The organism is Dactylosporangium sp. NPDC049525 (assembly GCF_040676755.1).
Taxonomy (GTDB): domain Bacteria; phylum Actinomycetota; class Actinomycetes; order Mycobacteriales; family Micromonosporaceae; genus Dactylosporangium.
Genome location: NZ_JBFAPO010000024.1, coordinates 1 through 26,985, shown reverse-complemented (window position 1 = coordinate 26,985; position 26,985 = coordinate 1). Strand labels below are relative to the sequence as shown.

Here is a 26,985-nt window from a genome sequence, read left to right as displayed (position 1 = left end):
TTCAGGCATGCGCGTACTGATCGTCGAGGACGAACCCTACCTGGCCGAAGCCGTCCGGGACGGGCTGCGGCTGGAGGCGATTGCCGCCGACATCGCCGGCGACGGCGACGCCGCCCTGGAACTGCTCAGCGTCAACGCCTACGACCTCGCGGTCCTCGACCGCGACATCCCCGGCCCGTCCGGCGACGAGGTCGCCCGGCGCATCGTCGCCTCCGGCAGCGGCATCCCGATCCTCATGCTCACCGCGGCCGACCGGATCGACGACAAGGCGTCCGGTTTCGAGCTCGGCGCCGACGACTACCTCACCAAACCGTTCGAGCTGCGGGAGTTGGTCCTGCGGCTGCGGGCGCTCGACCGCCGGCGCGGGCACGCCCGGCCGCCGGTCCGTGAGCTCGCGGGCCTGCGGCTCGACCCGTTCCGCCGGGAGGTCTTCCGCGACGGCCGGTATGTCGCGCTCACCCGCAAGCAGTTCGCCGTGCTGGAGGTCCTCGTCGCCGCGGAGGGTGGGGTCGTCAGCGCCGAAGCGCTCCTGCAGCGGGCGTGGGACGAGCACGCCGACCCCTTCACCAACGCGGTGCGCATCACCGTCTCCGCACTGCGCAAACGGCTCGGCGAACCATGGATCATCGCGACCGTGCCCGGCGTCGGCTACCGCATCGACACGGCACCCGGCGCCGGCCGTGGCTAGGGAGCCCGGGGTGAGCGTCCGCCTCAAGCTGACCCTCAGCTATGCCGGGTTCGTCATGCTGGCCGGTGGCCTGCTCATGGTCACGGTGTGGGTGTTCCTGCTGCGCTACGTGCCCGAGGTGACCGACAACCGCCACCTGGCCGAACCCGGCCGGTTCCGGGCCCCCGTGACCTTCGTGCCGAACCGCTCCGACCTGCTGCGCGCGTTCGCCCCGCGAGCCGCCGTGGTGCTGGCGTTCCTGCTGCTGTTCGGCCTGCTGGGCGGATGGGTCCTCGCCGGCCGGATGCTCGCGCCGTTGACGCGCATCACCAGCGCCACCCGCGTGGCCGCGGACGGATCGCTGTCCCACCGGATTCGCATGGAGGGCCGCAGGGACGAGTTCCGTGAGCTCTCCGACGCGTTCGACTCGATGCTCGCGCGGCTGCAGGCCAACGTCGCCGAGCAGCAGCGGTTCGCCGCCAACGCGTCGCATGAGCTGCGCACCCCGTTGGCGATCTCGCGGACGCTGCTCGACGTCGCCCGCAACGACCCGGCCCACGACCCCGGTGAACTCGTCGAACGCCTGCACGCCGTCAACGAGCGGGCGATCGAGCTCACCGAGGCTCTCCTGCTGCTCAGCCGCGGCGGCCGCGGGAACTTCACCCGCGAGAGCGTCGACCTCTCCCTCCTCGCGGAGGAAGCCGCCGAAACGCTGCTTCCCCTCGCCGAACAGCGCCGGATCACGCTGGACGTCACCGGCGGGGCGGCCCGCACCAGCGGCTCCGCCGAGCTTCTGCTGCGGATGGTGACGAACCTCGTCCAGAACGCCATCGTGCACAACCTCCCCGCCGGCGGCACCGTCACGGTCCGCACCGAGGCGCACGGCGGCACCAGCGTGCTGCGGGTCGAGAACACGGGTCACCGGCTCCCACCAGGCCTGGTGCCGACCCTCACCGAACCCTTCCAGCGCGGCACGGAACGCGTCCGCACCGACGGGCACGCCGGCCTCGGCCTCGGCCTCGCCATCGTGCACAGCATCGTCGGCGCCCACGACGGGACCCTCGACCTCGTCCCCGGTCCCGCCGGCGGTCTTCTCGTCACGGTCCGGCTTCCGGGCTCAGGGACCGCGGTGCGTTTTCCTCAGGGGTCGACCGGGGCCGTTCCCTGATGCCGTCAAGGGTCCCGGTGCCGCACGCTTGAGGCACAACAGACAAGCGTGAAGGAGCAAGACAATGGAGACCGTGTACCAGTCGATGCGACAACAGGGCCTGGTCCGGCCGGCGCAGGGCCGGGTGCTCGGCGGTGTGTGCGCCGGGCTCGGGCGGCGCTTCGGCATCGACCCCTGGCCGGCGCGGCTGCTGTTCATCCTGATCCTGCTGCTGATCCCGGGCAGCCAGATCCTGGTGTACCCGATCCTGTGGATCATCATGCCGGCCGAGCCGGTGACCGTCACCCCGCCGTCGACGGTGTGGGCGTCGACCACTGACTAGCCTGTGCCCTGGCGGCCGGGTGATAGCTTCGGACACATCGACCTCGGTGGAGGTGTCATGGAGCACGTGCCGCAGTCCGAAACGGTCGGGGCCATCGAGCGCACCTTCGACGTGGCCACCGGCCGGCGGCTCCGGCAGGGCATCGGGTTCACCCTCGCCGGTGCCGTGGTCACCTGGATCGGGCTGGTGATCAGCGCGGCGTACATCGCCGCCGGGCAGGGCGGGTTCAGCCCGCTGCCCGGGCTGGTGCTCGGCATCGGGCTGGTGCTGCTGATGTTCGGCGTGGTGCGGCTGGCGCAGAGCGCGCTGCGGCCGCAGGAGCGCTTCGACATCGGCGAGCACGGTCTCGTGCACCACACCGCGCGCGGCGACCGGGTCGTGCCGTGGACCCAGATCGCCGAGGTCCGGGAGCTCGGCGTGACCCGCAGCGGCGACCTGGCCGTCTGGCTCGGCATCGCGCTCCGGGCCGTCATCGTCGTCCGCGGCGCCCGCAACATCCGCTTCAACTCCCTCGCCGGTGACGCCAACCTGCTGCTGTGGAGCATCCAGCAGCACACCGCACGCCGCTAGCTCAGCTGTCCGGGCGGGTGTAGCGGTGCTTGACCTGCGGCGGGAAGTAGTCCGGGTCACCGGCGGCACGCAGCTCGACCTGCGGTGTCTGATATGCGGCCGGTACGTAGTTGGCGAACTCGCTGTTGAGCCGCAGCAGCTCCTCCCGGATGGCCTCGGCCAGCAGCGCGGTCCGCGCGGCCGGCCTGTCCTGCCCGTCCTGCGCGGCGACGCCGGGGGCGAGTTCGGCCACAATGGACAGCCGGCGTTCCTCGTCCTGGTCGGAGACGACCTGCAGGACGAACTTGCCCGTCACCCAGTCACTGATGCCGGCGCGTTCCAGCGCCACCGTCACGTTCTCCGGGTAGATGTTGGCGCCGAAGTAGGAGACGGTGAACAGCGACCGGCCGAAGACCCAGACGAACGGCAGGTGCGGGGCGGCGGCGCCCTCGAGGCCGGTCGTCGGGTCGAAGCCGTGGGTGCGGCAGAACGCCAGCATCGCGCCGTGCGAGATCAGGCCGCCCTCGTCGGCGATGTGGTAGCGCACGAGAGGGATCCCGCCGTCGCCGGTGAACAGCAGCGTCCCGTCGTGCGTCTCGAAATACCGGGTGGCCGGGTCGTACTGCACGAGCGTCGGCAGCCGCGGGTCGCCGAACAGCGCACGCGCGGCGTCGGGGCGCCCGGCGAGGAACCGCCGGATCGTGACGCTCAGTGGCGTCTCGGTGCCCAGGACGCCGGCGTCGGCGGTGCCGTAGAGCGAGACGGAGTCCGACAGCGGATCGGCCATCCCGGCGCGGGCGCCGACGAGCGTGCGCCACTCCTCGCTGAAGACCTCGCCGGCGAGCAGGAGCCGGATCGAATACCCGGGCCAGTCCACGCCGCGCTGCCTGCCGGCGTCGACGACGTTCTTCACGAACGGCGGGTAGCCGGCCAGGACGACCTGCTCGAAGAGCGGCCCGAGCTCCTGGACCACCCGCAGGATCTCCTCGACGTTGTTGCCGGGCGTGGCCACCGTGATCGGGTACCCCTTCGCGGCCAGGTGCCGGCAGGCGGCGGCGGTGTACATGCCGCCGACCCAGGAGCCCAGCGCGAAGCAGACCACGACCAGGGTCCGCCGGCGGTCCGCGCGGAAGCTGCCGACCATCGCCTGCTCGAACCGGCGGGCGACGACCAGCTCGTCCAGCACCGAGCGCGGCCACACGGTCGGCTCCCCGGACGACCCGGACGACACCGCGACCGTCTCGGCGCCGTCCAGGCGCCCGCCGCGGCACAGCTCCGGCAGCGGATACCGGCGGTGGTAGTCCGCCTTGGTCAGCAGCGGTACCCGGGCGAAGCCGGCCGCCGACACCACGGCCGCCGGGTCGACGCCGCGGTCCCGCAGGAACGCCTGGTAGGCGGGCACGGTCGCGGCGACCTCATGGAAGAGCCGCAACGCGCCGTCGGCGCCGTCGCCCGGATCCTCGCCGCCCGGCGCCGCCGCGTAGAACTCGTGCAGTCCGGCGAGCACCTGCTGGGCCCTGTCATCCACTGTGGACACTCCGTTCATGCGTTCGCGGCGTGGTGCGCGGCGGACAGCCGGCTGGCCAGCTCGGCGCTGCGGGCCGCGAACGGCCGCCAGCTGTCCGGGGTCCGCTCCAGGTACCGCTCGGCGTTCGCGCGCCGGCAGGTGCGTTGCGTCCAGGTGGACAGCCGCCCGCCCCGGACCTCGAAGCGGACCAGGAGGTCGTCGGCCCAGCCGTACACGTCGCTGTCGGGTTCGGTCAGGACGGTCACCTTCTGCTCCGCGACCAGCCAGCCGACGGCCTCGATCTCCTGCTGGATCCGCTCGGCGAACTCGAACGCGAGCCCTTCCGAGGCCCGGTCCCGCTGCCGCATGAGCTGCTCCCGCACGCTGTCGACGGCGTCCGGCCGGCGCTGCAGCACCGCGATCGTCGCGGCCAGGAACGCGTCGCGGTCGGTCACGTCGACGCCGCGGATGCGGGCCATGTCCCGGGCAGCGCCGGTGAGCCGCTCGTCGGTGTACCCGAGCGGCAGCACCCGGCCCAGCCCGGACATGGCCAGCCGCGCCTGCGTCCCGCCGAGGTAGGGCCCGAACACGTCGGCTGGCCGGTCGGGGCCGAACGGTCCGTAGTCGACGACGAGCCGCGGCACGCCGCCCTTGCGGTCGATGCGGAGGTAGATCGGGACCTCCAGGCCGCCGCGGATCCGGTTCCAGCGGGGCTTCGAGCGCTCCAGCAGGTTGCGCTCCAGCCAGGCCGCCTCGTGCACGGAGTCGCACGTGACCGCCTCGACCTGAGCGATCTGTGCCACCATCCTGGCGAGATGGCGCCGGCCGCGCAGGTTCGTCCAGTAGGAGCCGACCCGGTGCCGCAGCTCGGTGGCGCGGCCGATGTAGAGCACCTTGCCGCGCTCGTCGCGAAACCGGTATACGCCGGGCGTGTTCGGCAGGCTCGCTGCCGCCGTTCGAGGCGCCGTCGTCACCCCGGCATTCTACGGTCCGGCACGCACCCGCCCGTCCCCGGCGCCGCCCCGGTCACCGGGGACCGACGGTGACCCAGGCGGCGTCCGGGACGGCGATGGCCTGCTCCTGCGTGCCGTCCGGGGTGAAGACCTTGACGTGGTCGCCGTCCGGGACGAGCAGCCGGGTCGGGGACGACCAGCACAGGGTGTCCGGGTTGGCGTGCGCCATCGCGGGGAGCCGGGCCGCGCGCCGGCCGGTGGCGGCTTCGGTGATCTCGAGCCACGGGTCGCCGGTCTCGGGACGCATCTCGGTCGCCACGTAGCGCCCGTCGGTCGACCAGCTGCAGGCGCCGGCGAGGTACCCCTTCACGGGCAGCGACTTGATCGTCGCGCCGTTCTCGGCGGAGATCACCTGGATGCCGGTCTGCTCGCCGGTGGACGGGTCGAAGACCGCGACGCTGGCGGCGGCGTCGCCGGGGTACCACACCGGGGCGCACCCGACGGTGCGGTCGCAGCCGACCTGGGGCGCCTTGAACAGCACGTCGCGCCGCTCCCCCGTGTCGGCGTCGATCATGTGCAGCCAGCCCGGGGCCGCGCTGCCGTCCAGGAGGGTCCGTCCGTCCTGGCTCCACATCTGGGCGGAGACGTTGTCGAGCTTCGGCCGTGGCTGTGCGGTCAGGTCGTGCAGGTCGACCAGCAGCGGCTCGGGGCCGCTCGCGCGGGCCTGCACGATCGCGCGGGTGCCGGTGGGCGCCAGCGACGCGAACGCGTAGGGGGTGGCGACGAGGGCGCCGGCATCCCGGTTGTAGATCCACAGTGACGCCCCGCCGGACGCCGTGCCCATGGCGGTGACGGTGAACCCGTCCGGGAGGTCGACCCGGGGCGGGACCGGCGTGATCGTCAGCGCCGGCACGGGCAGGGCAGCGCCGGACGGCGACACCCGGCCCGCGGTCGGCGAGGGCCGCGCGGGCCCGTTCCGGTCGGCCCGCACTCCGGCGAGGAGCGGCGCCACGAGCACGGCCAGCACGACCAGCACGGCCGCGCCGGCGGTGGCGGCGGCGCGCCGCCGGAGGATGCGCCGGACGTGCCCGGCGGTGCCGTCGAGCAGCTCCGCCGGCCGGGACTCATCGGCCAGGTCCGCCAGCACGTCGCGGACGATGCGGTCGAGATGCTGGTTCGTCACCGTGCCTCCACTCCGTCGAGCTCCGGCATCCTGCCGCGCAGCGTCGCCAGCGCGCGCGACGCCTGGCTGGCGACCGTCCCGGGCGACACGCCCAGCAGGTCGGCGACCTCGCGTTCGGTGAGATCCTCGAGGTAGCGCAGCACCAGCACGGCCCGCTGGCGCGGCGGGAGCGTGCCGAGCGCGGCCCGGACGGCCACCCGAAGGACGGTGTCCTCGCCGGTCGAGACGCCGCGTTCGGGTGGATCCGCGGTGAGCACCTCGGCGCGGCGCCGCCGCCAGCGCCACCAGGAGACGTACTCGTTGTACATGATCCGGCGCACGTACGGCTCGGCGTCGCCGTGCAGTCGGGACCAGCGCAGCATCGCCTTGGCCAGGGCCGTCTGCACCAGGTCCTCGGCCGCGTGCTGGCTGCCGGTGAGCGCATACGCGGTCCGCAGCAACGCCTGCCCCCGCGCCGAGACGAACTCGGTGAACTCCTGTGCCGCCCCGCCGTCCATGCGTTGCCTCCCACCATCAGTACGCGCGCCGGGTCCAGAACCTTGCACGCCGACCACGGGAAATTTGGAACGATGCCACAGATCGTTCCAGTGAGGTTGGGGCTGGCCGGCCGGCCGTTGGAATCTGATTCCAGCGAACACGGTGGTTCGCTCGTTCGCTTTCGCTGGAGGGGGCGCGGCCATGACAGGGTTCTGGGGGCAGCTGACCGCTGCGGAGCGGGAGGCGTTCGCCGGCCGCAGCTTCCGGCGGCGCTGGCAGGGCGGCGAGGTGCTGTTCCACCAGGGTGACCCGGCGCAGTGGGTGGCGCTGCTGCTCGCCGGGCAGGTGAAGGTCTCCTACGACACCGCAGCCGGTGACACGGTGCTGCTCGCCATCTGCGGACCCGGCACGCTGATCGGGGACCTGGCGGCCATCGACCGGCGCCCGCGGTCCGGCACCGTCGAGGCGCTCGGCGACGTCACCGCGGCGCTGATGCCGATGGCCGCGCTCGACGGGTACCTCGACGCGCACCCGCGGGTCGGCACGGTCCTGACGCGGGAGGTCACCCGGCGGCTGCGCGACGCCGACCGCACCCGCGTCGAGCTGAGCGTGCACAGCGCCGCGGACCGGCTCGCCGCGCGCGTGGTCGAGCTCGCCGACCGCTTCGGCCGGCCGCACGCGGGCACCGTCCGCATCGGACCGATGCTGTCCCAGGACGACCTCGCGCACTGGGTCGGCGTCTCCCGCGAGGCGGTCGCCAAGACCTTCGCCGGGTGGCGCCGGCAGGGCTGGATCCGGACCGGCCGCCGTTCGGAGACGGTCCTGGATCTCGAGGCGCTGCGCCGCCGCGCCGGCACTCCCGACCCGGTCCCACGCGCCGCGTGAGACCGCTGCCCCGCCGCTACTGCCGCTCGGCGATCGTCCGGGGCGCGCCTCGCCGGCGGTGGGACGGTCAGAGGCGGCGCAGCACGCTGACGACGCGGCCGAGGATGACGGCCTCGTCGCCGGGGATGACGTCATACGCCGCGTTGCGGGGCACCAGGTCGACGTGGCCGTCGCGGCGGCGGTAGACCTTCACGGTCGCCTCGCCGTCGATCATCGCGGCGACGATGTCGCCGTTCTCGGCGACCGGCTGGCGGCGCACCACGACGAAGTCGCCGTCGCAGATGGCCGCCTCGATCATCGAGTCGCCCTTGACGCGCAGGGCGAACAGGCTGCCGTGGCCGACGAGCGAGGACGGCAGGGTCAGCTCGTCCTCCGCCTGCTCCTCGGCGAGGATCGGCTGGCCGGCGGCGATCGCACCGAGCACCGGCACGCTGACGCCCGCGTCGCGGTAGGCGGCCGGGGGCGCGCCGGTGATGTCGACGTCGGTCGTGCGGGCGTCCATCGCCCTGGGCCACCGCCCGTCGCGGCGCAGGAACCCGAGCCGCTCCAACGACTTGAGGTGGTGCGACACCGACGAGGTCGACACGAGGCCGACCGCGGCGCCGATCTCGCGCACCGTGGGCGGATAGCCGTGCTCCTCGACCCAGCCGCGGATCACGGACAGGACGTGCTGCTGCCGATCGCTGAGAACGCTGTCCGCCATGCGATCACCATACGCCATGATTCGATCATCTGTACGAACTTCCCTCGATCGGTTCCGGGACGCTGCGCCGCCCCTCCACAATGGACGCCTCAGCGCCGGCGGTCTCCGCGCCCCGGCGGCTCCGCTACCGGCGGGGTGCGACGAACAGGCTCTGCGCCGAGCGGCCGATCGGGCCGTGCTGGTCGTGCAGGGCGGTGTCGGCCAGCCCGATCCCGGCGGCGTCGATGGCTGTCGCGGAGCGCAGGCACACCCATTCGCCGACCGGATGGCGCAGCAGGTGCACGGTCAGGTCCGCGTTCACAAACAGGAAGTGCTTGAGCTCCAGCTCGTTGCTGATGCCGTTGCCCGAGTCGGCGGCGACCAGCACCCGGCTGAGCGGGCTCGGCTCCTCACCGTCCACAAGGGACTCCCGCATGCGCATCCAGGCGGTCGCGGGTCCCCGCTCCAGGAACGAGCCCTCGGAGAAGCGGACGTCCATCGCGGTGTGGTAGCCGACGTCGTGCGTGGTCGGGTACATCGGTTTGACGGTGGCCCCGTCGAGGTGGACGGTGACGGGCGGGGTGGCGGCCGGCACCAGGTCCTCGCCGACCCGGATGAGCAGCGCCGAGCAGCGCATGAACGGGTCGATCGCGGCCTCCACGAGCGTGACGCTGCGGCCCTGCCGCACCACCCGCGCGGTGACCTCGAGCGCCGCGATCGGCACCGGCCGCGCGATCTCGTACGTCAGGCGCGCCACCCGCATCCCCGGCGGCGCCACCGACTCCACGGCCCGGCCCAGCAGCGCCGCGGGCGGTCCGGCGTGCTGCGAGCCCGCGTCCCACGGTCCGCGGGTGTGTTCGGTGGACTCGAACCGGCCGTCGCCGAGCGGGAGGTAGAACGCCATCGGGACATCGTAGGTCGGCGCTGCCCGATAGCCTGCGGTGATGCCGGACCTGATTCCCGTCGGCCGGGCCGTGCCCGCGTCCGACTGCGAGCCGATGTCCTCCCGCAGCAACCACCAGGACTGGTTGGTGTCCTGGCACCCGCCTGGCGAGCGGCCGGCGGGCCGCCAGCACGGCGCCAACGGTGTCTGCCTCGCCGGTGCGGACCTGGTCCTGATCAGCGACCAGGGTGTCCACTTCGGACTGCCGGGCGGCCGCCCCGAAGCTGACGAGACCGACCTGGAGACCCTGTGCCGCGAGATGCGGGAGGAGGCATGCGTCCGCGTCACCGAGGCCCGCCTGCTCGGCGTCGCCCGCTCCGAGTGCATCGCAGGCCCGGAGCTCGGCCTGGTCCTGATCCGTTCGTTCTGGCGCGCCGAGGTCGTGGTGGACCCGTGGGAGCCGAGGTTCGAGATTCCGCACCGCCGGGTCGTGCCGGCGGCCGCCGCCCTCGACGAGGTGTGGGACTACGCCGATGGCTCGGTCCGCATCATGGCCCGGGTCCTCGCCGAGGCCGGCCTTGCGCAGGTGCGGCCGGCGCCGGCCTGAGCCCGCCGCGGTCCGGGGCCGCGCCCGCCCCCGGACCGTGCGACGGCGTCATTCGCTGCGGGCGGTCTCCGGGCCGGTGATGCGGCGCAGCAGCGGGAACGTCGCGGCGATGATGGCCAGGGACAGCAGCAGCCCGCCGGCCACGATCAGGCCGTACGTGAGCCCTGGCGGGTGCAGGTTGTACTGCATCTGCGCGGTCAGGAACAGCTGCGCGCCGAGCAGCCCGGCGCCGATCGCGAGGACGGCGGCGGCCAGCAGCGGCACCGCGCTTTCCAGGGCCACCACCCGGTGCAGGACGCCCAGCGGTACCCCGGTGAGCCGCAGCAGGCTGAAGGGGCGTTTGCGGTCGGTCAGGCCGGCGATGACGCTGACCGCGAGGCTGCAGCCGGCGATCGGCAGGCTGGCGAAGATGACCACGGCGGCGAGCTGTTCGAAGCCGGCCAGCTGCGAGTTCTGGTCGTGGACGTGGTCCCACTCCGTCGCCGGCATGATCCGCAGGTCCGGGAACGCGATCTGCAGCGCCGTGCGGGTGCGTTCGAGCGCGGCGGTGGACCCGTCGGTGCCGACGACGACCTCGATGACCGGCTGCGCGGCGAGTTGCGCCTCGGTCAGCGGCGCGGCCGGCCAGACGACACCGGAGCCGTGCGCGGCGCGGTACTGCATGAAGCCCTCGGACACCCAGGCGACCACGGCGCCGTCGGCGCAGCGCCCGAACTCGGGGGTCCGCGCGAGGTCGGCGCAGGACACGGTGCCGGCGTACGCGCCGTCATGGAACGGGTTGTCCCGCATGACCGTCACCGAGCGGACCTTGTCACCGGCCGCCAGTGACGCGATGACCGGGGCGGGGATGTTGTCGGGGTTGTGTTCGAACTGCGCGACCATCGTCGAGGCGGCGAGGGCGTCGGCGTAGGAGCCGCGTTCCGCGGCGATGCTCTGGATGATGCCGATGGAGACGGTGGTGACGAACAGGCCGATGACGACGCCGCTGATCGCGCGGAACGCGGCGGCGGGGTTGTCGGCGAGGCGGCGGGCGGCGATGAGGGTCGCGGGGCGCTGCGCCCGGCGGGCGAGCAGGCGGGCGCCGACCATCGTCAGCCACGGCCCGGCGATGACCAGGCCCGTCATGATGAGCAGCAGCCCGGGCATGAACACCGCGACCTGGGCGGTGGAGTGCTCCGGCACCCGGCCGATGAAGAAGGTGAGCTCGGCGATGCCGAGCAGGAGCGGGATCAGCCGATACCAGCGCGGCGGTTTCGGCGTGACCCGGCGCACGACCCCGAGCGGGGAGATGCGGACCCGGCGCAGCGCCACGCGGGCGGCGATCGCCGCGCCGACCGGGACGCCGACGATGACCGCGGCGGCCATCAGCGGGCCGAGGGTCACGTCCTCCGGGTGGAACGGCATGCCGGTGAACGGGATCCCGGCGAGCTGGACGCGGAACGCGAAGTACAGCCCGAACCCGACGACGGTGCCGAGCAGCGCGGCGACGGTCGACTCGACCGCGGCGACGACCGAGATCTGCCGGGGCGTGCCGCCGATGAGTCGCATCGCGGCGAAGCGCTGCTCGCGGCGGGCGGCGGCCAGCCGGGTCGCGGTGCCGATGAAGATGAGCACCGGGAAGAGCAGCCCGCCGGCGACGACGGACAGGATCAGGTCGAGCGCGGCGACAGGAATACCGGGCGCCACCGTCGGGAAGGCCGTGATGCGGCGGGCCCCGTACAGCTGCGAAACGAGATCCGGAGTGCTGCCGACGATCACGGTGAGCGTGTCGGGCGAGGGCAGGGCGGCGTCGCCGACGAGCCCCGCCTGCCGGCCCGGGAACCGGTCGGCGAGCTGGTCCGCGGGGGTCGCCGCGATCAGGTCAGCGAGGGCCGGGGACACGTAATACTCCCCCGGTCCGGGCAGGCGCTGCAGGCCCTGCGGGACGGGCGCCCCGGTGCCGGTCGTGGCGACGTCGATGCGCTGCATGGACTGGCCGTTGAAGTAGTCGTTGCGCTCGGCCCACCACAGTGGACCGTCGGCCGAGCTGGTCTGCGGGCTGAGCGCGGCGAACCTGGCAAACTGGGCGTTGACGGCGTTGACACCGGCGAGGGTGCTCACCAGCAGCCACACGCCGAGCGCGACGGCACCGGCCATGACGGCGAGCCGGACCACGGCCTCCCGCCCGCCGGCGACGGTGAGCCGCACCCCGAACCGGATCACGACGCACCCCGGGCGGCGGCGAGGGCGTGCACCCGGCCGTCGCGGACGATGACCTGGCGGTCGGCGTACGCGGCGACCCTGGCCTCGTGCGTGACCAGGACGACGGTGGTGCCCTGCGCTTTCGCGGAGTCGACCATGAGGTCCATGACCTGCTCACCGGTGAGCGAGTCCAGAGAACCAGTGGGCTCGTCGGCGAACAGGACGCGGGGCTTGGCGACGAGCGCGCGGGCGAGCGCGACGCGCTGCGCCTCGCCGCCGGACAGCTCCCCGGAGCGGCGCAACTCCAGCCCCTCGAGGCCGAGCCTGGCGAACCACGGCCGGGCCTCCGCGACGGCGGCGGCGCGCCGGGCCCCGCCGAGCAGCAGCGGCAGGGCCACGTTGTCCTCGGCGGTCAGCTCCGGCACCAGCTGGCCGAACTGGAACACGAACCCGAACCGGTCCCGGCGCAGGGTGCTGCGGCGGGTCTCGTCGAGCCGGTCGACGCGGGCGCCGTCGAACAGGATCTCGCCCTCGTCGGGCACCAGGATCCCGGCGAGGCAGTGCAGGAGCGTCGACTTGCCGGAGCCACTGGGCCCCATCACGGCGACGATCTCGCCCTCGGCGACGGCGAGGGTGGCACCGCGCAGCGCGGGCGTCTGCCCGAACGACAGTTGGACGTCGCGTGCTTCGATGATCGTGGTCACCGCTGTACCTCTTTCGTCAGTGCGTCGAGCCGCGCCACCGTCGTCTCGATCCAGTGCAGGTCGGCCTCGAGGTGGAACAGGCCATGGTCGGCGAGCATCGCGTCGACGAGGTTGCCGGCCCGCTTGACCTCGGTGAGCTGCTGCATGCGCCGCAGGTGCGCGCTGCGCTGCAGGTCGAGGTAGTCCTCGGCGGAGCGGCCCAGCATCAGCGACAGCACGACCTTGGCGAACAGGACCGTCTGCAGGTGCGGCTCCGGCTCGACCGGCTCGGCGAGCCACGCGTCGACCTCCGTGGCGCCGACGTCGGTGATGACGTACCGCTTCCGGTCGGGCCCTTCCCCGGGCTCGACGTCGCTGATCACCACCTTGCCGTCCCGGGCGAGGCGCCCGAGCGTCGCGTAGACCTGCCCGAACGACAGCGGCTTGCCGCGCCCGAAGAACGTGTCGTAGTCGCGCTTGAGGTCATAGCCATGGCTCGGCTCCCGTTCGAGGAGCCCGAGCAACGTGAGGGGAACGCTCATGCCCACCACCATACGCTGAGAGTATACGCCGCGTATATACCCTCAGCGTAGGTACCTGGATCCGGCGTGCTGCCGCGCCTTGTCGGCTCGGGTGGTTGGTGGTTGGCTGTGGGGTTGTGGCTGTTGACGGTTCGGGGCGGGATTTCTTCATCTCGTATGCGGGGGTGAACCGGTCGTGGGCTGAGTGGATCGCGGTGGAGTTGGAGCGGGCCGGTTATTCCACGGTGGTGCAGTCGTTCGACTTCCGGCCGGGCGCGGACTTTGTACATGAGCGGGGTGGGGCGGTTTCCGGGTTCTGGGCCGCGGGTGTCGAACCTTCCGGCGCGCACGACCACCACCACGAAGACGAACTACTACACCTCCGATGGCGACCGACCGGCGTGGACGGACGAGGCGGGCAGCACGTGGACCCGGGTCGTGGCCGGCGCCGGCGGCACGGCGGCGGTCACCAGCACCTTCGGCGTCACCAACACGGAATGGCAACTGGCCAACCTGCACGGCGACATCGTCGCCACCGTGAACAACTCCAACTGGGGAGTCGGTGCTGCTACCCTTGGCGCCTTCGCCGGCGAGTTCGAGTCGATTTCAGCTCTCACAGTCACCTGTATTACGGCGGTCGTTGCGAGGTATTGGAACTAGATGCGCTCCTCACCATCACTCCGGACGCCCGGCTTTGTCGCCGTAATGCTCGTGATGATTACGGCAAGCCTGACCCAGTACCATTGGCTGCGGGGCCACCCGATGTGGGAGAAGGCACTGCTCGCCATGGCGGCTGCGCTCGGGATAGGGTTCATCACCGATGCCGTCTGGCGCGCCGCCGGCGGCAAGCGGAGCTGACGATATCGGCGTAGCACGCCGGAGCCGAATGGGAACAGCACCGTAGAGCCGTGCGGGGCGCGGATCGTGACCGGAAGCCGGCCCCGGGCGGCGGTGCGGCCAGTCGCACGTCGGCCAGGGCTGTCACCGACACCGGCTGGTAGTCGTAGGCGGCCACGTACACCGGCGCCGGCGGAGAGTCGATCTGCCGTTTGCCTGCATGTCCTGATGGTGGATCGGAGATGCGCGTTCCGATGATGCGAACCGGCGAGCCTTGGAAGCGACGTCCAGGACCAGTCGCGAGACGGTTGCGGTTGGTAACGGTCGTCCTATGTGCTGCCGTCTGGTTACTCGGATACGTACTCGTCACACTCGACGTCATCTCCTGGGAGACGGCTATCGCAGTCGCCACACCTGGCAACGTGCTGGTCATTCTCACAACCCTGTTCCTTTCCAGAGATTGAGCCGCTCTAGAGATTGAGCTGCGAGGGCAGACGTCGCAGACACGACGCCTGCCCTCGATGACGGCCGCGAATTCCCCGTTCTTCAGGTAGTGCGGCTTGCCGTACTGGAGCCGCTCCTCGAGCCCTTGCTCGGCCAGACCATCGGTGAGCCGGCCATTGCGTGCCGTCCAGGACGAGCTGTTCGAGACCCTGGCCGAGCAAGGGCATCCGGACGTACGGCCACGCCATGGCATGGTGCTGGCCTTCCTGGACCCCGAGGGCACTCGAGCGACCGAGTTGTCCCAGCGATCGGGCCCGCGGGCCCGCGCCATCCTCGCGGCGATTGAGCACCGCCACGAACAGTCGCTCGGCACCGAGGACTACACCGGCTTCAAGACGGCGCTCCAGCGGATCACCCGCCTGCAGCGGCAGTGGCGCGACGCCCGCGCGGCCGAATGAGTCCGTCCCGCCGTGCAACACGACCGGTCCACAGCTTCGTGTTAGGGGGTGAACAGGGAGGGCCGGGTTGGTATTCGAGGAGTACGTGGCGGCGCGGCTGCCGGCGCTGCTGCGGCAGGCGACGGTGCTGGCCGGCGATCCGCACGTGGCTGAGGACGTCGTCCAGGACGTGCTGATCAAAGCGCAGCCGAGGTGGGCACGGATCAGCGAACTGGACGTGCCGGACGCGTACCTGCGCAAGATGATCGTGAACGAGCTGCTGTCCGCCCGCCGCCGGGTCGCGGCCGCCCTCCGCCGGGAACGGGTCCAGTCGCCCGCGCCGGCCCAGGACGGCGTCGACGCGCTCGTGCGGCGCGAGGCGATCCTGCAGGTGATCCGTACCCTCCCGGTCCGCCAGCGCATCGTGATCGCTCTGCGCTTCTACGAGGACATGACCGACGGCGACATCGCCGCGCTGCTGGGCTGCACCGAGGGGACCGTCCGCAGCCAAGCGTCGCGGGCGCTGGCCAAGCTGCGCGAGATCGCGGCGTTGCAGCCGGTACAGGAGGACTGATGATCGACACAGAAGCCATCCGTAGCGCGTTCGCCGCCCTCGCCGACGAGGCGCCGCCAGCGGACCGGATCCGCGCCTCGCTGGTCGTCCGCGCGCGGCGGCACCGCCAGCGCCGACTGGTCCTGCAGCTGGCCGGCGCCGGTACGGTCGTGGCGGCCACCGGTGTCGCGGCGGCCGGCGTGTGGCGCCTCACCCAACCCCCCGCGTCGAGGTTTCCGGTGTTGCATGCCGGTCCCGGCGGCGGCTGGCTGGAGGTCCCCCTGCGCTTCCGTCCGGCCTGGCTGCCCCGCGGTTACGGCGAGGGCAAACGGACCGTCGTCGTGGACGGTACCCAGGCCCCCGTCCTTTCACGGGACTGGCAGCCAGGCACCGCGGACCGGATGATCGCACTGCTGATCGGCTGGCACCCGTCGCTCGATCCCGATCGGCCAAGCGGCCGGGAGACAACCGTCGACGTCAACGGCGTACCGGGCCGGCTCGTCCAGACCGGCGATCAGACCCCCGGCACGTACCTCACCTGGCAGCCGCCTGGCCAGCCACAGCTGCTGGTGAGCGTACACACCGATGACGTCGCGGACGCCCAACAGGACCTGGCCGTCCGGGTCGCGCGTTCCGTGCGGCCCGACCCGGGAACCACCGCGGTCGGCCCCCGCTTCGGCTGGCTGCCGCCGGACCTCGCCACCGCGCCCTGGCGGCTGCAACACGGGTTCGAGGACACGAACTGGACCCAGGAGGTGACGATGAGCGGCACCGGCGGGCGGCGGCTGCTCATGACCATGGGCACCAGCGCCGCGATGCGGCTGGGGAACACGTTCGCCACCACACCGATCCGCATCCGCGACTGGAGCGGCTGGCAGGTGCCCGAAATGCGGCAGCTCTTCCTGACCCTGCCCGACGGCATCGAGGTGTACGCCCAACTCGACGACGACCCCGACGGCGAGCCGGCAATGCCCACACTGACCCGGATCATCGAGGACTTCGACTTCGGACCCTGGCCGGACCTGAGCTGGATCGGTGGCCGCTGAGCTCCAGTACCGGCAGGCGTCGCGATGCGAACCCGGCCCACCTGATTGCGCGACGCCCCGCCGTCACGGTTGTACGGCGGGGCGTCGGCGGGTGGCTCGATCGGACGATGCAGAGATCAGCCCTCTGCTCTCCGGTGTATCGGGCACTTCGGGTCGGGTTGGTCGAGTTCGTGCCAGGTGTCTTCGACGCAGCTGCCATCAAGCAAGTCGACGCGCGCGGTGCAGCGACTCCAATGGCAGGTACATCCGGCTCCAAGAGCCTTTTCGTATTCCATGACCGGATTCTCTTGCGCCACCAACAAAGACGGGGCGCCTCAAGACCAGGCTCACACACCAGTCACATCGCCGGCACTGGCATCGCCCAGCGCCGGTACCCAGTGTCCTGAACGGGTGAGCGCCGCCCGTACGGTCGCATCCCCCTGCAAAGCGCGAACGGTTACTTCCCCAGCGCCGGACAGTACTGTTGCGCGGCGGTGACGACCTTCTTCAGTTTGGCGTCCAGTGCGGCATCCTCATTCGGGGTGAGGTACACCTCCTGCGCCACGGCGATGTAGTCCGCCAGCGCCGCCTTGAAATGCGGGTCGGTGGCCTTCGCGAGCTCAGCGTGGGCCGCCTGCGAAAGGCGCTTGATGATCTCTTCGACCTTGGCCCGCCGCTCCGGGATCTTGGCCTGGTCGTTGAGGACCGTCGCGGTGACGTACTCACCGTAGGCGCTGACGAGCGGTCGCTTCTCGGCCTCGTAGACTTCGATGATCGCCTTGCACACCGCTTCGGCGCCGCCAGTGCCGGCCGCTACCGGACCGGACGCCGCGGCCGCTTTGGAGGAAGCCGCAGTGGTGACGGGTGCGGCGGGCTGGGTGGTGCTCCCGGGCTCCTGGCCGCAGCCCGCGACCAGTCCCAGGGCCGCGGAAATCGCCAGCGTCACAAGTGCCCGTCGCAACTGCACGCAGCGCTCCCCCGTCTCGTCGATAAGGCATGCCGGCCGGAAAGCGGCCGACGGCAGCGGCGTGCGCCGCGAGATCGCATGCTACGCGGGCGATCACGCGGGCGCGGCATCGATCGGCAGCGGCGGTGCGGCGCAGGCAACGGAAGAACCCTCATGGGTCTCCGTGATCACCCCCGCCACCGGTCGCCGGCACGATCATCATCAGCGCGACTTCATCGGCAAGGTATCCGGGCTGCACCGGTCACTGCACGTAACAGGCCTTCCCGGTGCCGGGGACCGGGTCGCCGAACACCCCGTTGCCGCAGGCGGTGCCGCCGCTGAGTGTCGCGTACTTGAACTGCCCGTTGGCCCCATACGCGGCCGTTGCGGCTCCGGCGAAGGCGCACGTGGCGGTCTCGGTCGCGCACTGCGTCCAGGTCGTATTGGCGGGTGGCGGCGCAAGGAGGTAGCAGGACTTGGAGACATTGGGGATCGGGTCGCCGAACACGCCGTTGCCGCAGGTGGTGCCGCCCGTGAGGGTCGCGTAGGCGTAGCGCCCCGCGGCACCGTACGCCACCGTCTGTGTGCCCGAGAACGCGCAGGTGCCGGTCTCCCCCGCGCATTTCGGCCAGGCGCCGGGCGGGACCGACGATCCCGCCGGGAGGACGGAGCCGGTGAAGTGCCAGGCGCCGGAGCCGATCGAGTACACGGTCTCGGTGCCGGTGGCCGACTGCTGGATCGCGCCCGCCGAGCTCGCGGTGGCGGTGCCGCGGCCGAAGTTCGGCACGTGCACCGTCGCTGTGGCGCCGACCGGGACGGTGACGTCGAGGGTGATCTGCTGGCCGGTGACCGTCCAGGACGACGTGACCGGACCGCGGACGGTGTCGATGGTCGCGGCGACGTGCGACAGGCCGGGCGGCACGCGCGGGTCGACGGTCAGGGTCGCGTAGCCGGCGTTCGCCGGCTGGATGCCGGCAAGCTGGGTGTACAGCGACGCATTGATGCCGGCGAACATGGCATGGTCGTGGGTCTCCATCGAGGAGGCGTACGTCCACTCCTCCCACGCCGTCGTCGCGCCCCGGGAGATCTCGTAGCCGAAGCCGGGGTACGACGTGGAGTCCAGGATGGTCATCGCGACGTCGATCCGGCCGATGCGGGCGAGGGCGTCCATGAGGTACCGGGTACCGAAGATCCCGGTGTCGAGGTGGCCGCCGTTGCGGTTGAGGATCGTGTCGACGAGCCGCGCGCCGACCGCGGTGACGTTCGCGTCGGGCACGAGGCCGAATGCCAGGGGCAGCACGCTCGTGGTCTGGCGGCCGCTGCCGTAGCTCGCGCCGTCGGCGTTGAGGAACCGCGCATTGAACGCCTGCTTGATGCCTTCGGCGAGCTGGTCGTAGTGGGTCGCGTCGGCGGTCTGACCCAGGGCCGTGGCCGCCTTGGCGACATTGAGCGCCTGGCGGTACGACAGTGCGGGTGACCAGCATCTATCTCATGTCCCGCCCGTAATGCGCGGATTACGCTGCTTCTTACGATCCGGTTTTGTCCAACGTTGACATAACGGATCGTGGCCCCGCGGCCCGGGTGCTGGTTGCGCGATCACCGTGGCGTATCAGGCGCGCGGCAGCGATGGGGACGGCCATGGCGAGAGGCTTGGGCCGAGCGAGGGGGTCGGCTCCGTCGAATAGGCTTCGACGTCCCAGGAGGTGATGGTGTCGGCGCGGTCGAGCGCCACGGTGAAGGGGCCGAGGTCAATGCGACCGACAGCCAGTTCGTTGGCCGGGAAGAACATCATCAGGAACCGCCACTGACCGTCGCACGTCCAGCCGTCCGTGAAGCTCATGCTGATGGCGGTCATGCGCATCTTGAGCACACCCGAGCCGGTACACCGGCCGCGGAGATGAATGCTCCAACCTTCGCGGATCGAGACCTCGACGAACGACTCGCCGAACTCCGTCCCATGCCATGCGCCGACCAGCCGGTCGTAGGACCTCACCTCCCCGTCCATGGTTCCCAGCACGAACGGCGCCTGCGCGGGATCCGGGGTGGCCGAGCGGGAGCAGGCGGCCAGCCCGATGACCGCGACCACCACCGCCGCCAACAGGACGGCCCTCTTCTTCACAGAACCAGGCTAGAAGTGCCGGCCGCGATCCGCTGCCCCTCGCAGCATGGTCGCGCACCGGCTGATTACTGGCCGTATCCGGGCCGTCACGGAGAAGTTGCAGATGTAGCGGCACCGAACGAACGGGGATCAGCTTTGGACACGAACTACGCGCGGGTGTTCCAGGACACCGGTGCGGTCGACAAGTACGAGCATGTCACCTACGCGCCCGGTAGCTACGCGTCGCGGATCAACGAGCGGCAGCGGGCGTACCTGCGGGCGCTGGTCCGGCGGGCGTTCCCGGGGGTCCGGCCCGTCCAGCACGACTTCGCCTGTGGCACCGGCCGGGCGATCCGCAGCCTGCACGGTCTCGTGCGGGAGGCGCACGGGTATGACACCTCCACCGACATGCTGGCCAAGGCGGCCGAGGTCGGCACCCGGGCCCGGCTGCACGCGGTCGCGGCGGACGGTCCCGTGCCGCGCCCGGCGGCGGCGGAGCAGGGGCCTGCCCTGGTCACCATGTTCCGGCTGCTGCTCAACGTCGACGACACCGTCCGTGACCGGGCCCTTGCGTTTGCCGCACAGGCGTTGCCCGACCCGGATGCCGGCCTGCTCGTCATCGAGAATCACGGTAACGCCCGGTCGTTGCGGCACCTGCGGGCGCGCCGGCTGCGGGGTCAGCGCTGGTTCGCCGAGTTGTCGCACGACGACATCGGCCGGCTGCTGGAGCGGCACGGGTTCGAGATCGTCGAACGGCGCGGGTTTTCGATGCTGACGCAGGGTTGGTACGAGCGGCGCGGGCTGGACCGCATCGCGCGTGGTGTCGACTCGGCGGCGAGTGTGCTGCCCGGCGCCGACCGGTACGCCGTCAACGTCGTCTACGTGGCGCGCCGTCTGCAAGCCTGACGGCAGACCGGTGCACCGCCGCAGCGGCGATCAGCGACGCCGCGGTGATGCCCAGCAGCCGCGCGGACAGCACCGACGGCCGGGGCAGCGGGGGCAGGAACCGCACGATCCGCTCCCGCGGGCTCGGGGCGAGCACGGCGGCCGCGACGCCCGCCGCCCCGGTCGCCGCGGCCGCGCCCCAGAACACCGCGGGCCGGCTGGGCACCCGCGGCGAGGGCCCGTGCCAGGCCGCGATCTGCCGGCCCCGGCCGACCCGGGCGGACAGCGCGAGCCACCCGAGCGCCCCGGCCGCGCTGGACGCCAGGTGCAGCGGCATCCACGCCGGTACCCCCGGCAGCACCTCGCGGTCCAACGAGCGCAGGCCGAGCCCGGTGCCGCTCACCGACGCGTGCGTGACGTGGTCCCACGCGACGTGGCTGGCGGCGCCGATGAGCGCCGAACCGGCGGTGACCCACCACGGGTGCCGCACGGCGCCGAGCGCGCCGTAGTCCCGGGCGGCGAACGGGCCGAGGTCCGGCAGGTGCGCGGCGACCTCCGGGGCGGCCCGGCGCACCAGCCGCGTCGCCGCCATCGTGGCGGGCACCGAGGCGAGCACGCCCCACCAGGTGTGGCCGTAGGTGTACGGCGCCGAGCTGCTGCGGCCCAGGGCATACGGCAGGTCGGGCGCCGCGGATCCGATGACCAGGGCGACGCCGTCGAACCAGGTCGGCTGCCACAGCTTCAGCGGCAGCACCGCCGCGGCGTGCGAGGGGAACGTGGCCGGCATGATCGAGACCCTAGTCGGTCATGTCGCGACGTGTGTCACCCTCCGCAGCGGGCCAGGCCGGCGCGGACCTTGGCGCGCACGACCCGGGTCGCCGACTCGGTCACCCGGGCGGCGAACGCGGGGTCGGCCTTGGCCGCCGCGAGGAGCGCATCCGTCCACGGGCCGGCGTCGGACAGCTTCACCGACAGGGCGACGTCGCCGCCGGCCTTGATGAACCGGACCGCGCGCTGCCCCAGCGGCACGGAGTTGACCGCGACGGCGGCGCCGAGGTCGTCGGAGAGGACGAGCCCGTCGAAGCCGAGCTTCTGGCGCAGCAGCCCGGTGACGATCGGGGTGGAGAACGCGGCGACGTTGGCGGGGTCCAGCTTCGGGTAGGTCGCCGAGGAGATCATGACCGCCGCCGAGCCGGCCTCGATGCCCTTGACGAACGGTTGCAGGGCGGGGTCGTCGGCGGTGGTCACGTCGTCGCGGGCGCCGGTGGACGTGTCGGTGTTGACCCGGACCCGGCCCAGTCCCGGGAAGTGTTTCAGGGTGGTGAGCACGCCGGCGCCCTGCATCGCGGTGACGACCGTCGCGACGTCGGCGGCGACCGGTTCGGGGGTGGAGCCGTATTGCCGGTCGAAGCCGCCGATCGGCGGGTTGGCCTTGCCGACGTCGGCCGGGACCACGTCGGCGACGGGTGCCAGGTCGATCGTCACGCCGATGGCCTTGAGCCGGCCGGCCCATTCCGCGGTGCGGGAGGCAAGGGTCGCGTCGTCGAGTTTGCCCTGGTTCACCGCCGACGGGATGGCCGGGAAGTCGGTGCCCTTCAGCGTCTGGACCTGGCCGCCCTCCTGGTCGACGCCGATCTGCAGGCCCAGGCCCGCGGACTTCGCACCGGCCGCCTGCAGCTGACCGATCGCCTGCTTGAGCGAGGCCGCCGATGCCGTGCTGCGCCCCGCGAGGAAGATCCCGCCCAGTTGGTACCGCTGGATCGGCTGGACCGCGTTGAGTGGCGTGCCGATCGGGGTGCCGATCATGAGCAGCTGCCCGACCTGCTGCTGCAGGGTGAGTTTCGCGACGATCGCCGAGGCGCAGTCGACGCTGGGCGACGGGGAGCCGGCGGCCGAGGACCCGGCGGCCGCTCCGGTCCCGGGCGTGCGGGTGCCGGAGCCGGGAGTACCACGGCCGGCGGCGACGAACCACAGCGCTGCGCCGGCGGCGAGCAGGGCCACGGCCGCGACGGCGACGCTCCACCTGGGTAACGGGCCGATCCGGCCACGATGGCTTGCCACTGGCCGCTCCGTCCGACGGTTCACGTGATGCCGACCCGGTGGACGTTACCCGGGCAACGCTCGTCAACCTGCGGCGGATCGCGGGTAGCGGTGGTCGGGCAGCTGGTGCAGCCACAGGGCGAGCGCCCGGACGGTCTCGCGCTCGAAGGCGTCCTTGGCGCGGGTCACGGCCGCCGCGCCGGCCGCGTCGTCGGCGAGGGCGTGCATGCGCGCGCGGGTGACGGCGAGCCCGCTGCGGATGAACGCCTCGAACGTGGCCTCGTCGGCGGACTCGACGGCCAGCATCCCCCGCACGTAGACGTCCTCGATGCTGACGTCCGGGGTCAGGTCGCACAGCCAGGCCCGCTGGCGCTGCCGCCCGGCGGCGGTGAGCGAGCAGGTGCGCCGGTTGCCGCTGGACATGCGGGCCGGGACGGCGGCGTCGACCCGCAGGAAGCCGGAGCGTTCCAGCCGCGTGACGGCGGCCATCACCCGGACGATGTCCATCCGGCGGGCACTGCCGAAGATCTCACCGTGGCGCTGCATGAGCTCCCAGGCGCTGCTGTCGCGGCCGCCCAGCAGGGCGAGAAGGACGTCGTCCAGCACCACCGCCAGACACCTCCCCCCGCAAACTTCTACACGACGTAGAAGTTTACCGAGCTTAGTCCTCCGGGTGCTCCCGCAGCAGCGCGCGGAGGGTCTCGCCGTCGCGGTCGTCGAGCGTGCCGACGAACCGGCGCAGCACCGTGGCCCGGTCGGGCTCGTCGGCGAGCAGCCGGCTCATCCGCTCGGCGACCAGGCCGGCGGCGTCGCTGAGCGCCCCGTAGCGAAACGCCCTGCCGTCGCGGTGTCTGGTGACGGAGCCCTTCTCGTGCAGCCGGGTCAGGGTCGTCACCACGGTGCTGTAGGACAGCGCGCCGGTGGGGTCCAGCAGGTCGCGGACCTCGCCGGGGGTCAGCGGGGCCGGTGCGGCGCCGAGGACGGTGACCACCTGCGCCTCGAGCTGTCCGGGCCGGCGCCGTCGATCGCCCGTCGGCTGGGATGCGCTCACCAGCACGACTCTATCGACCGTCGGGCCGCCGCCGCTGCCCTGGGCGTGGCAGACTCGACCGGTCTGGACGGAGTCACATGTTCGATCATTTCGTGTGGTCGGTGGTCGTGGTGCCGCCGCTGGTCGTGCTCGTGGTGCGGCTCCTCGCCGACCGGCTGCCGCCGGCCAGCGCCGCGCGTGCCGTCGCCTGGTCCGCGGCCGTGGTCGCCGCCGCCAGCACGGCCAACCTGCTGCTGTTCGCGATGAAGGCAGTCGCTCAGGTGCCGGCCGTCGGCCGCGAGTTCGGCTGGTCCGCCAGGGTCGTCACGGCCGACACCGCGGCCGAGCCGTGGGTGCCGTGGCTCAGTGTCACGCTCCTGGCCGCCGTCGTCGTGTCCGTCACCCAGCGGTGGCGCCGGCACCGTGACGTCCTGGCGCTGGCCCGTTCGACCCCGGCCGGTCCGCTGGTCGTGCTCGAGGACCCGACGGCGCGGGCGTTCGCGGTCCCCGGCACGCCCGGCTACGTCGTGGTCACCACCGGCATGCGGTCGCTGCTCACCGACCGGCAGTTCGACGCGCTGCTCGCGCACGAGCACGCGCACCTCGCCGGCCGGCACCACCGGCTCGCCCGGATCGCCGGGCTGGCCGCCGCCGCCCATCCCGCGTTGTGGTGGGTCGCCCGGCACGTCGACTACCTGCTCGAGCGGGCCGCCGACGAGCAGGCCGCGACCGAGGTCGGCAGCCGCCGCACGGTTGCCCACGCCATCGGTGTCGCGGCCCTGGCCACCGCCGGCACCGGCGCGTCGGCGGCCGGGTCGGCGCTGTCGGTGCTGCACGTCGCGACCCCGCGCGGGATCGTGCCGCGGCGGGTGTCGCTGCTGCTGACCCCCCGCACGTGGCGCGGCGCGGGTCTGCTGCGCCTGCTGCCGGCGGCCCTCGCCGCGTTCTCCTGCGTCTGGTCCGTCGAGGCGGCCCTGGACCTGGTCGAGCTCATCGAGGCGGCCCGCGGCGTGCACTGACGCCCGCGGCCGCGCTTCGCGCAACCAGGGTGACGCACCGCCGGGCGGCCTGCACACGACCGTCGAAAGTCCGGTAAGCGGATCGGGGTCCCCAGACGTATCCAGGGCGTGGGGCAATTGGAGTTCACCGAGTTCTACCGGTCCGATCGGGACAGGTGCCTGCGCGCGGTGCTCGCCGGCGTCGGCGATCGGCAGCTGGCCGAGGACCTGGTCGCCGAGGCGTTCACCCGGGCCTGGATGTCGTGGCACAAGGTGCGCCGGCATCCGGCACCCCGGGCGTGGATCGTCCGCACCGCGCTGAACCTGCGGGTGTCGTGGTGGCGCCGGCGGCGGCGCGAGGTCGACCTGAACGACGGGCACGACACCGCGGACGCCGCCGGTGATCCCGGCCTGTCCACCGCCGGGCTGGACCCCGCGCTGCTGCGGCTGCTGCACCGGCTGCCGCAGCGGCAGCGGGAGGTGATCGCCTTCCGGGTCTTCCTCGACCTGGACACGGCGGCCACCGCCAAGGCCCTCGGCATGGCCCCGGGCACCGTCACCGCCCACCTGTCGCGGGCGATCGCGACGCTGCGCGGGCATCTCGTCGTCAACCACAACCAGGAGGGTGGATCATGAACGACCACGACACAGGGGTACTGGACACGCTACGGGACGCGATGGACGGGGTGACCATGTCCACCCCGGTCGAGCAGATCCTGAGCACGGGTCGCACGCGCCGGCACCACCGCCGCGTGGCGGCCGTGGCGGCCGGCACGGTAGCGGTCGCCGGCCTCGCGCTGGGGGTGGCGACGCTGGCCAACCCGTCGGCCGCGCCGCCCAGCAACGGGGGGGACGTGCACGTCCGCACGGTCGCATACAGCGTCGACAAGCTCGCCGACGGCACGGTCCAGGTGACCTGGACCAAGCGCCAGTACATCGACGACCCCGCGGGACTCGAGGCGGCGCTGCGCCAGGCGGGCTTCCCGGTGCTCATCAAGGTCGGGGAGTTCTGCGTGGGCCCGCAGGACGACCCGACGCTGGTGCGCGGCACCGGCCCCGGCGTCGAGAGCGTCGTGCAGCGGGAGGTCAACACGGACGGCGAGGCCACGTTCATCTTCGTCCCGTCGGCGATGCCCGCCGGGAAGCAGCTGTTCATCGGCTACCTGAACCCGGCGCAGCTGGAGATCACGGACGGCGCCCCCGGATCGGTCGAGCGGCTGGTGTCGGTCGGCGTGCCGCTCGTCTGCACCACCGAGCTGCCGCCCGGCCACGGCGTCGCCGGTGTCAAGGGAGACCCGAACGTCAAGTCGCCCGGCGTGGAACGTCCGGGCGCGACGACGGACCCGAGTGAGAAGGCGCCCAGGAACAAGTAACGCCGGCGCCGGTTCGTCCCTGACAGTTCACAGCTCGGCCTGCGGGAACACCTCCTTGACGCCGGCGCGGTCGGTCGCGCCAAGGAGGTCGTACCGCAGGCCGAGCCGCTCCAGTGGCAGCGTGACCAGCTCGTCGGGCAGCTGCCGACCGTCGCGTCGAACCGCAGCAGCTCCGGGATCTCCCGCGCGACGGCAGCCGGTGTACGACTACCGTCGATCCATGAGCACACGACCATTCGGCCTGATCGCCGTCGCGACGCTGCTGGCGCTCGCGGCGTGCAGCGACTCCCCCACGACGTCGACCGCGACGCCCACGCCCGGCGGGGCCTCCACTGGGGCCGCGGCGGCCCGCGACGACTGCGGCGGCGCCGTCACCAAGGTCCAGGAACGCCTCGCGCGGCCCGGCGTGCAGGGCGTGAAGGCCGAGGGCCAGTGCACGACCGTCGTCATCACCACCACCCTGTCCGACGGCGACGCCGGCACCGCCCGCCAGCTGTGCGACCTGGCCGCCGAGGTGGCCTACACCGGTGACGTCAAGGGCATCCGGGTCCTCGGCCAGTCGAGCAAGGAGCTCGCCCAGGGCATCGCCGGCGGGAAGTGTCTTTGACCGGGCCGATCGACTACGGTCGTGATGGTGTCCGCCAAGCGTCTGACGCTGCCCGCCCGGGTGAAGGCCCTCACGGTGCCCCTGCCCGCCGGGAAGCACATCCGCCCCGACCTCGACGACGACGAGCCCGTGGTGCTCTGGCTGAGCAAGACGGCACCGCCACCGGGTCTGTGGGGGCAGTTACGGGCCGCGCACCCCACCTCCGGGCTGTGGCCGCTGCTGCTGACGCCGCTCGACGGTGACGCCGCCCGGCCCTGGGTCGAGGGCGAGCTCATCCCCGACGACATGTCCGATCCGGCCGACCACGACCCCGCGGACCTGCTGTCGTCGTGGTGGGCGCAGTCCGCGGCGGGCAACGGCGCCTGGCCCGGCCTGGCACCCGCCACCGCCACCGCCACCGCGACCGTCCCTGGCGGCGGCCGCGTGGCCGAGGCCGACGCGACC

33 protein-coding genes and 1 pseudogene are annotated in these 26,985 nt (G+C 72.4%); 18 read left to right on the top strand and 16 right to left on the bottom strand.

From position 1 onward, the window contains the following. The first annotated feature begins 7 nt into the window (after window positions 1-7). From AB0K00_RS29985 to AB0K00_RS29970, 4 genes are all read left to right on the top strand, one after another. Complete coding sequence (locus tag AB0K00_RS29985; protein ID WP_363526771.1) at window positions 8-688, top strand: response regulator transcription factor; 681 nt, start codon at window positions 8-10, stop codon at window positions 686-688. A gap of 10 nt (window positions 689-698) precedes the next feature. After that, on the top strand, window positions 699-1,835 hold the full coding sequence (locus AB0K00_RS29980; protein WP_363526768.1) for a HAMP domain-containing sensor histidine kinase: 1,137 nt from the start codon (window positions 699-701) through the stop codon (window positions 1,833-1,835). A gap of 64 nt (window positions 1,836-1,899) precedes the next feature. Beyond that, complete coding sequence (locus AB0K00_RS29975; protein ID WP_363526765.1) at window positions 1,900-2,157, top strand: PspC domain-containing protein; 258 nt, start codon at window positions 1,900-1,902, stop codon at window positions 2,155-2,157. A gap of 57 nt (window positions 2,158-2,214) precedes the next feature. Next, window positions 2,215-2,727: a hypothetical protein gene (locus AB0K00_RS29970; protein ID WP_363526762.1), complete on the top strand. Its 513-nt coding sequence runs from the start codon at window positions 2,215-2,217 to the stop codon at window positions 2,725-2,727. 1 nt (window position 2,728) lies between these two features. On the opposite strand, the gene AB0K00_RS29965 is transcribed toward AB0K00_RS29970, so the two are convergent. The 4 genes from AB0K00_RS29965 to AB0K00_RS29950 are packed head-to-tail and all read right to left on the bottom strand — an operon-like array spanning window position 2,729 to window position 6,846. Beyond that, complete coding sequence (locus tag AB0K00_RS29965; RefSeq protein ID WP_363526759.1) at window positions 2,729-4,234, bottom strand: phenylacetate--CoA ligase family protein; 1,506 nt, start codon at window positions 4,232-4,234, stop codon at window positions 2,729-2,731. A 14-nt stretch (window positions 4,235-4,248) separates the two neighbouring features. After that, on the bottom strand, window positions 4,249-5,187 hold the full coding sequence (locus AB0K00_RS29960; RefSeq protein ID WP_363526756.1) for a GIY-YIG nuclease family protein: 939 nt from the start codon (window positions 5,185-5,187) through the stop codon (window positions 4,249-4,251). A 52-nt stretch (window positions 5,188-5,239) separates the two neighbouring features. Then, window positions 5,240-6,349 carry a hypothetical protein gene (locus tag AB0K00_RS29955; protein ID WP_363526753.1) on the bottom strand — a complete coding sequence of 370 codons (1,110 nt, stop codon included), beginning with the start codon at window positions 6,347-6,349 and terminating at the stop codon, window positions 5,240-5,242. Next, entirely contained in the window at window positions 6,346-6,846 is a 501-nt protein-coding gene (locus AB0K00_RS29950; protein ID WP_363526750.1) for a SigE family RNA polymerase sigma factor, read from the bottom strand. The genes AB0K00_RS29955 and AB0K00_RS29950 overlap by 4 nt, the downstream gene beginning before the upstream one ends. Window positions 6,847-7,027: 181 nt before the next feature. On the opposite strand from AB0K00_RS29950, the gene AB0K00_RS29945 reads away from it, so the two are divergent. Beyond that, window positions 7,028-7,711, top strand: coding sequence for a Crp/Fnr family transcriptional regulator (locus AB0K00_RS29945; RefSeq protein ID WP_363526747.1), 684 nt, complete (start codon window positions 7,028-7,030; stop codon window positions 7,709-7,711). Window positions 7,712-7,778: 67 nt separating this feature from the next. Here the strand turns inward: AB0K00_RS29945 and lexA are convergent, their stop codons facing one another. Together lexA and AB0K00_RS29935 are read right to left on the bottom strand one after the other, a co-directional pair. Next, a complete protein-coding gene (lexA, locus tag AB0K00_RS29940; protein WP_363526744.1) occupies window positions 7,779-8,414 on the bottom strand; it encodes a transcriptional repressor LexA in 636 nt (211 codons plus the stop codon). A gap of 124 nt (window positions 8,415-8,538) precedes the next feature. Then, window positions 8,539-9,297 carry a thioesterase family protein gene (locus AB0K00_RS29935; protein ID WP_363526741.1) on the bottom strand — a complete coding sequence of 253 codons (759 nt, stop codon included), beginning with the start codon at window positions 9,295-9,297 and terminating at the stop codon, window positions 8,539-8,541. 40 nt (window positions 9,298-9,337) lie between these two features. Here AB0K00_RS29935 and AB0K00_RS29930 point away from each other — a divergent pair, with 40 nt between their 5' ends. Beyond that, a complete protein-coding gene (locus tag AB0K00_RS29930) occupies window positions 9,338-9,883 on the top strand; it encodes an NUDIX domain-containing protein (protein WP_363526738.1) in 546 nt (181 codons plus the stop codon). A gap of 48 nt (window positions 9,884-9,931) precedes the next feature. Here AB0K00_RS29930 and AB0K00_RS29925 read toward each other — a convergent pair whose 3' ends face one another. From AB0K00_RS29925 to AB0K00_RS29915, 3 genes are read right to left on the bottom strand one after another with little or no spacing between them, the layout of a single operon-like run. Continuing rightward, window positions 9,932-12,085, bottom strand: a complete 2,154-nt coding sequence (locus AB0K00_RS29925; protein ID WP_363526735.1) for an FtsX-like permease family protein — start codon at window positions 12,083-12,085, stop codon at window positions 9,932-9,934. Next, window positions 12,082-12,768 carry an ABC transporter ATP-binding protein gene (locus tag AB0K00_RS29920; RefSeq protein ID WP_363526732.1) on the bottom strand — a complete coding sequence of 229 codons (687 nt, stop codon included), beginning with the start codon at window positions 12,766-12,768 and terminating at the stop codon, window positions 12,082-12,084. Before AB0K00_RS29920 ends, AB0K00_RS29925 begins: the two co-directional genes overlap by 4 nt. Further along, window positions 12,765-13,289 carry a PadR family transcriptional regulator gene (locus AB0K00_RS29915; RefSeq protein WP_363526729.1) on the bottom strand — a complete coding sequence of 175 codons (525 nt, stop codon included), beginning with the start codon at window positions 13,287-13,289 and terminating at the stop codon, window positions 12,765-12,767. The genes AB0K00_RS29920 and AB0K00_RS29915 overlap by 4 nt, the downstream gene beginning before the upstream one ends. Window positions 13,290-13,387: 98 nt before the next feature. On the opposite strand from AB0K00_RS29915, the pseudogene AB0K00_RS29910 reads away from it, so the two are divergent. The 6 genes and pseudogenes from AB0K00_RS29910 to AB0K00_RS29885 form a co-directional block, all read left to right on the top strand. Continuing rightward, window positions 13,388-13,549 (top strand): annotated as a pseudogene (locus tag AB0K00_RS29910) (toll/interleukin-1 receptor domain-containing protein); the annotation flags it as partial. A gap of 46 nt (window positions 13,550-13,595) precedes the next feature. Then, on the top strand, window positions 13,596-13,928 hold the full coding sequence (locus AB0K00_RS29905; RefSeq protein WP_363527118.1) for a hypothetical protein: 333 nt from the start codon (window positions 13,596-13,598) through the stop codon (window positions 13,926-13,928). Between the two features lie 54 nt (window positions 13,929-13,982). After that, window positions 13,983-14,126: a hypothetical protein gene (locus AB0K00_RS29900; RefSeq protein ID WP_363527115.1), complete on the top strand. Its 144-nt coding sequence runs from the start codon at window positions 13,983-13,985 to the stop codon at window positions 14,124-14,126. Window positions 14,127-14,725: 599 nt separating this feature from the next. Continuing rightward, the gene (locus AB0K00_RS29895; RefSeq protein ID WP_363526726.1) at window positions 14,726-15,007 is read left to right on the top strand and encodes a hypothetical protein; all 282 of its coding nucleotides are present in this window, start codon (window positions 14,726-14,728) and stop codon (window positions 15,005-15,007) included. A gap of 67 nt (window positions 15,008-15,074) precedes the next feature. After that, entirely contained in the window at window positions 15,075-15,560 is a 486-nt protein-coding gene (locus AB0K00_RS29890) for a SigE family RNA polymerase sigma factor (RefSeq protein ID WP_363526723.1), read from the top strand. Beyond that, window positions 15,560-16,585 (top strand): hypothetical protein, encoded by a 1,026-nt coding sequence (locus AB0K00_RS29885; RefSeq protein ID WP_363526720.1) that lies wholly within the window; start codon window positions 15,560-15,562, stop codon window positions 16,583-16,585. The genes AB0K00_RS29890 and AB0K00_RS29885 overlap by 1 nt, the downstream gene beginning before the upstream one ends. Window positions 16,586-17,021: 436 nt before the next feature. On the opposite strand, the gene AB0K00_RS29880 is transcribed toward AB0K00_RS29885, so the two are convergent. The 3 genes from AB0K00_RS29880 to AB0K00_RS29870 all read right to left on the bottom strand — a co-directional run bounded on the left by AB0K00_RS29880 (window position 17,022) and on the right by AB0K00_RS29870 (window position 19,629). Next, window positions 17,022-17,531 carry a hypothetical protein gene (locus AB0K00_RS29880; protein WP_363526717.1) on the bottom strand — a complete coding sequence of 170 codons (510 nt, stop codon included), beginning with the start codon at window positions 17,529-17,531 and terminating at the stop codon, window positions 17,022-17,024. A 241-nt stretch (window positions 17,532-17,772) separates the two neighbouring features. Beyond that, on the bottom strand, window positions 17,773-18,978 hold the full coding sequence (locus AB0K00_RS29875; protein ID WP_363527103.1) for an alpha-L-rhamnosidase C-terminal domain-containing protein: 1,206 nt from the start codon (window positions 18,976-18,978) through the stop codon (window positions 17,773-17,775). A 141-nt stretch (window positions 18,979-19,119) separates the two neighbouring features. Continuing rightward, window positions 19,120-19,629, bottom strand: coding sequence for a hypothetical protein (locus AB0K00_RS29870; protein WP_363526714.1), 510 nt, complete (start codon window positions 19,627-19,629; stop codon window positions 19,120-19,122). Between the two features lie 135 nt (window positions 19,630-19,764). Between AB0K00_RS29870 and AB0K00_RS29865 the strand changes: the two genes are divergently transcribed. Then, window positions 19,765-20,514 (top strand): methyltransferase domain-containing protein, encoded by a 750-nt coding sequence (locus AB0K00_RS29865; protein ID WP_363526711.1) that lies wholly within the window; start codon window positions 19,765-19,767, stop codon window positions 20,512-20,514. Here AB0K00_RS29865 and AB0K00_RS29860 read toward each other — a convergent pair. From AB0K00_RS29860 to AB0K00_RS29845, 4 genes are all read right to left on the bottom strand, one after another. Next, window positions 20,477-21,280 (bottom strand): DUF4184 family protein, encoded by an 804-nt coding sequence (locus AB0K00_RS29860; protein WP_363526708.1) that lies wholly within the window; start codon window positions 21,278-21,280, stop codon window positions 20,477-20,479. The two genes, AB0K00_RS29865 and AB0K00_RS29860, sit on opposite strands and share 38 nt — an antisense overlap. 35 nt (window positions 21,281-21,315) lie before the next feature. Continuing rightward, complete coding sequence (locus tag AB0K00_RS29855; RefSeq protein ID WP_363526705.1) at window positions 21,316-22,554, bottom strand: glycoside hydrolase family 3 N-terminal domain-containing protein; 1,239 nt, start codon at window positions 22,552-22,554, stop codon at window positions 21,316-21,318. Between the two features lie 63 nt (window positions 22,555-22,617). Next, window positions 22,618-23,142 (bottom strand): hypothetical protein, encoded by a 525-nt coding sequence (locus AB0K00_RS29850; protein WP_363526702.1) that lies wholly within the window; start codon window positions 23,140-23,142, stop codon window positions 22,618-22,620. Between the two features lie 52 nt (window positions 23,143-23,194). After that, window positions 23,195-23,584, bottom strand: coding sequence for a BlaI/MecI/CopY family transcriptional regulator (locus AB0K00_RS29845; protein WP_363526699.1), 390 nt, complete (start codon window positions 23,582-23,584; stop codon window positions 23,195-23,197). A 77-nt stretch (window positions 23,585-23,661) separates the two neighbouring features. Here AB0K00_RS29845 and AB0K00_RS29840 point away from each other — a divergent pair, with 77 nt between their 5' ends. From AB0K00_RS29840 to AB0K00_RS29820, 5 genes are all read left to right on the top strand, one after another. Continuing rightward, complete coding sequence (locus tag AB0K00_RS29840; RefSeq protein ID WP_363526696.1) at window positions 23,662-24,582, top strand: M56 family metallopeptidase; 921 nt, start codon at window positions 23,662-23,664, stop codon at window positions 24,580-24,582. Window positions 24,583-24,690: 108 nt separating this feature from the next. Beyond that, window positions 24,691-25,197, top strand: a complete 507-nt coding sequence (locus tag AB0K00_RS29835; protein ID WP_363526693.1) for a sigma-70 family RNA polymerase sigma factor — start codon at window positions 24,691-24,693, stop codon at window positions 25,195-25,197. After that, window positions 25,194-25,934: a hypothetical protein gene (locus tag AB0K00_RS29830; RefSeq protein ID WP_363526690.1), complete on the top strand. Its 741-nt coding sequence runs from the start codon at window positions 25,194-25,196 to the stop codon at window positions 25,932-25,934. Before AB0K00_RS29835 ends, AB0K00_RS29830 begins: the two co-directional genes overlap by 4 nt. A 220-nt stretch (window positions 25,935-26,154) precedes the next feature. Continuing rightward, window positions 26,155-26,541 (top strand): hypothetical protein, encoded by a 387-nt coding sequence (locus AB0K00_RS29825; RefSeq protein ID WP_363526687.1) that lies wholly within the window; start codon window positions 26,155-26,157, stop codon window positions 26,539-26,541. A 27-nt stretch (window positions 26,542-26,568) separates the two neighbouring features. Then, the coding region (locus tag AB0K00_RS29820; protein WP_363526684.1) for a hypothetical protein at window positions 26,569-26,985 on the top strand (417 nt) is incomplete at its 3' end.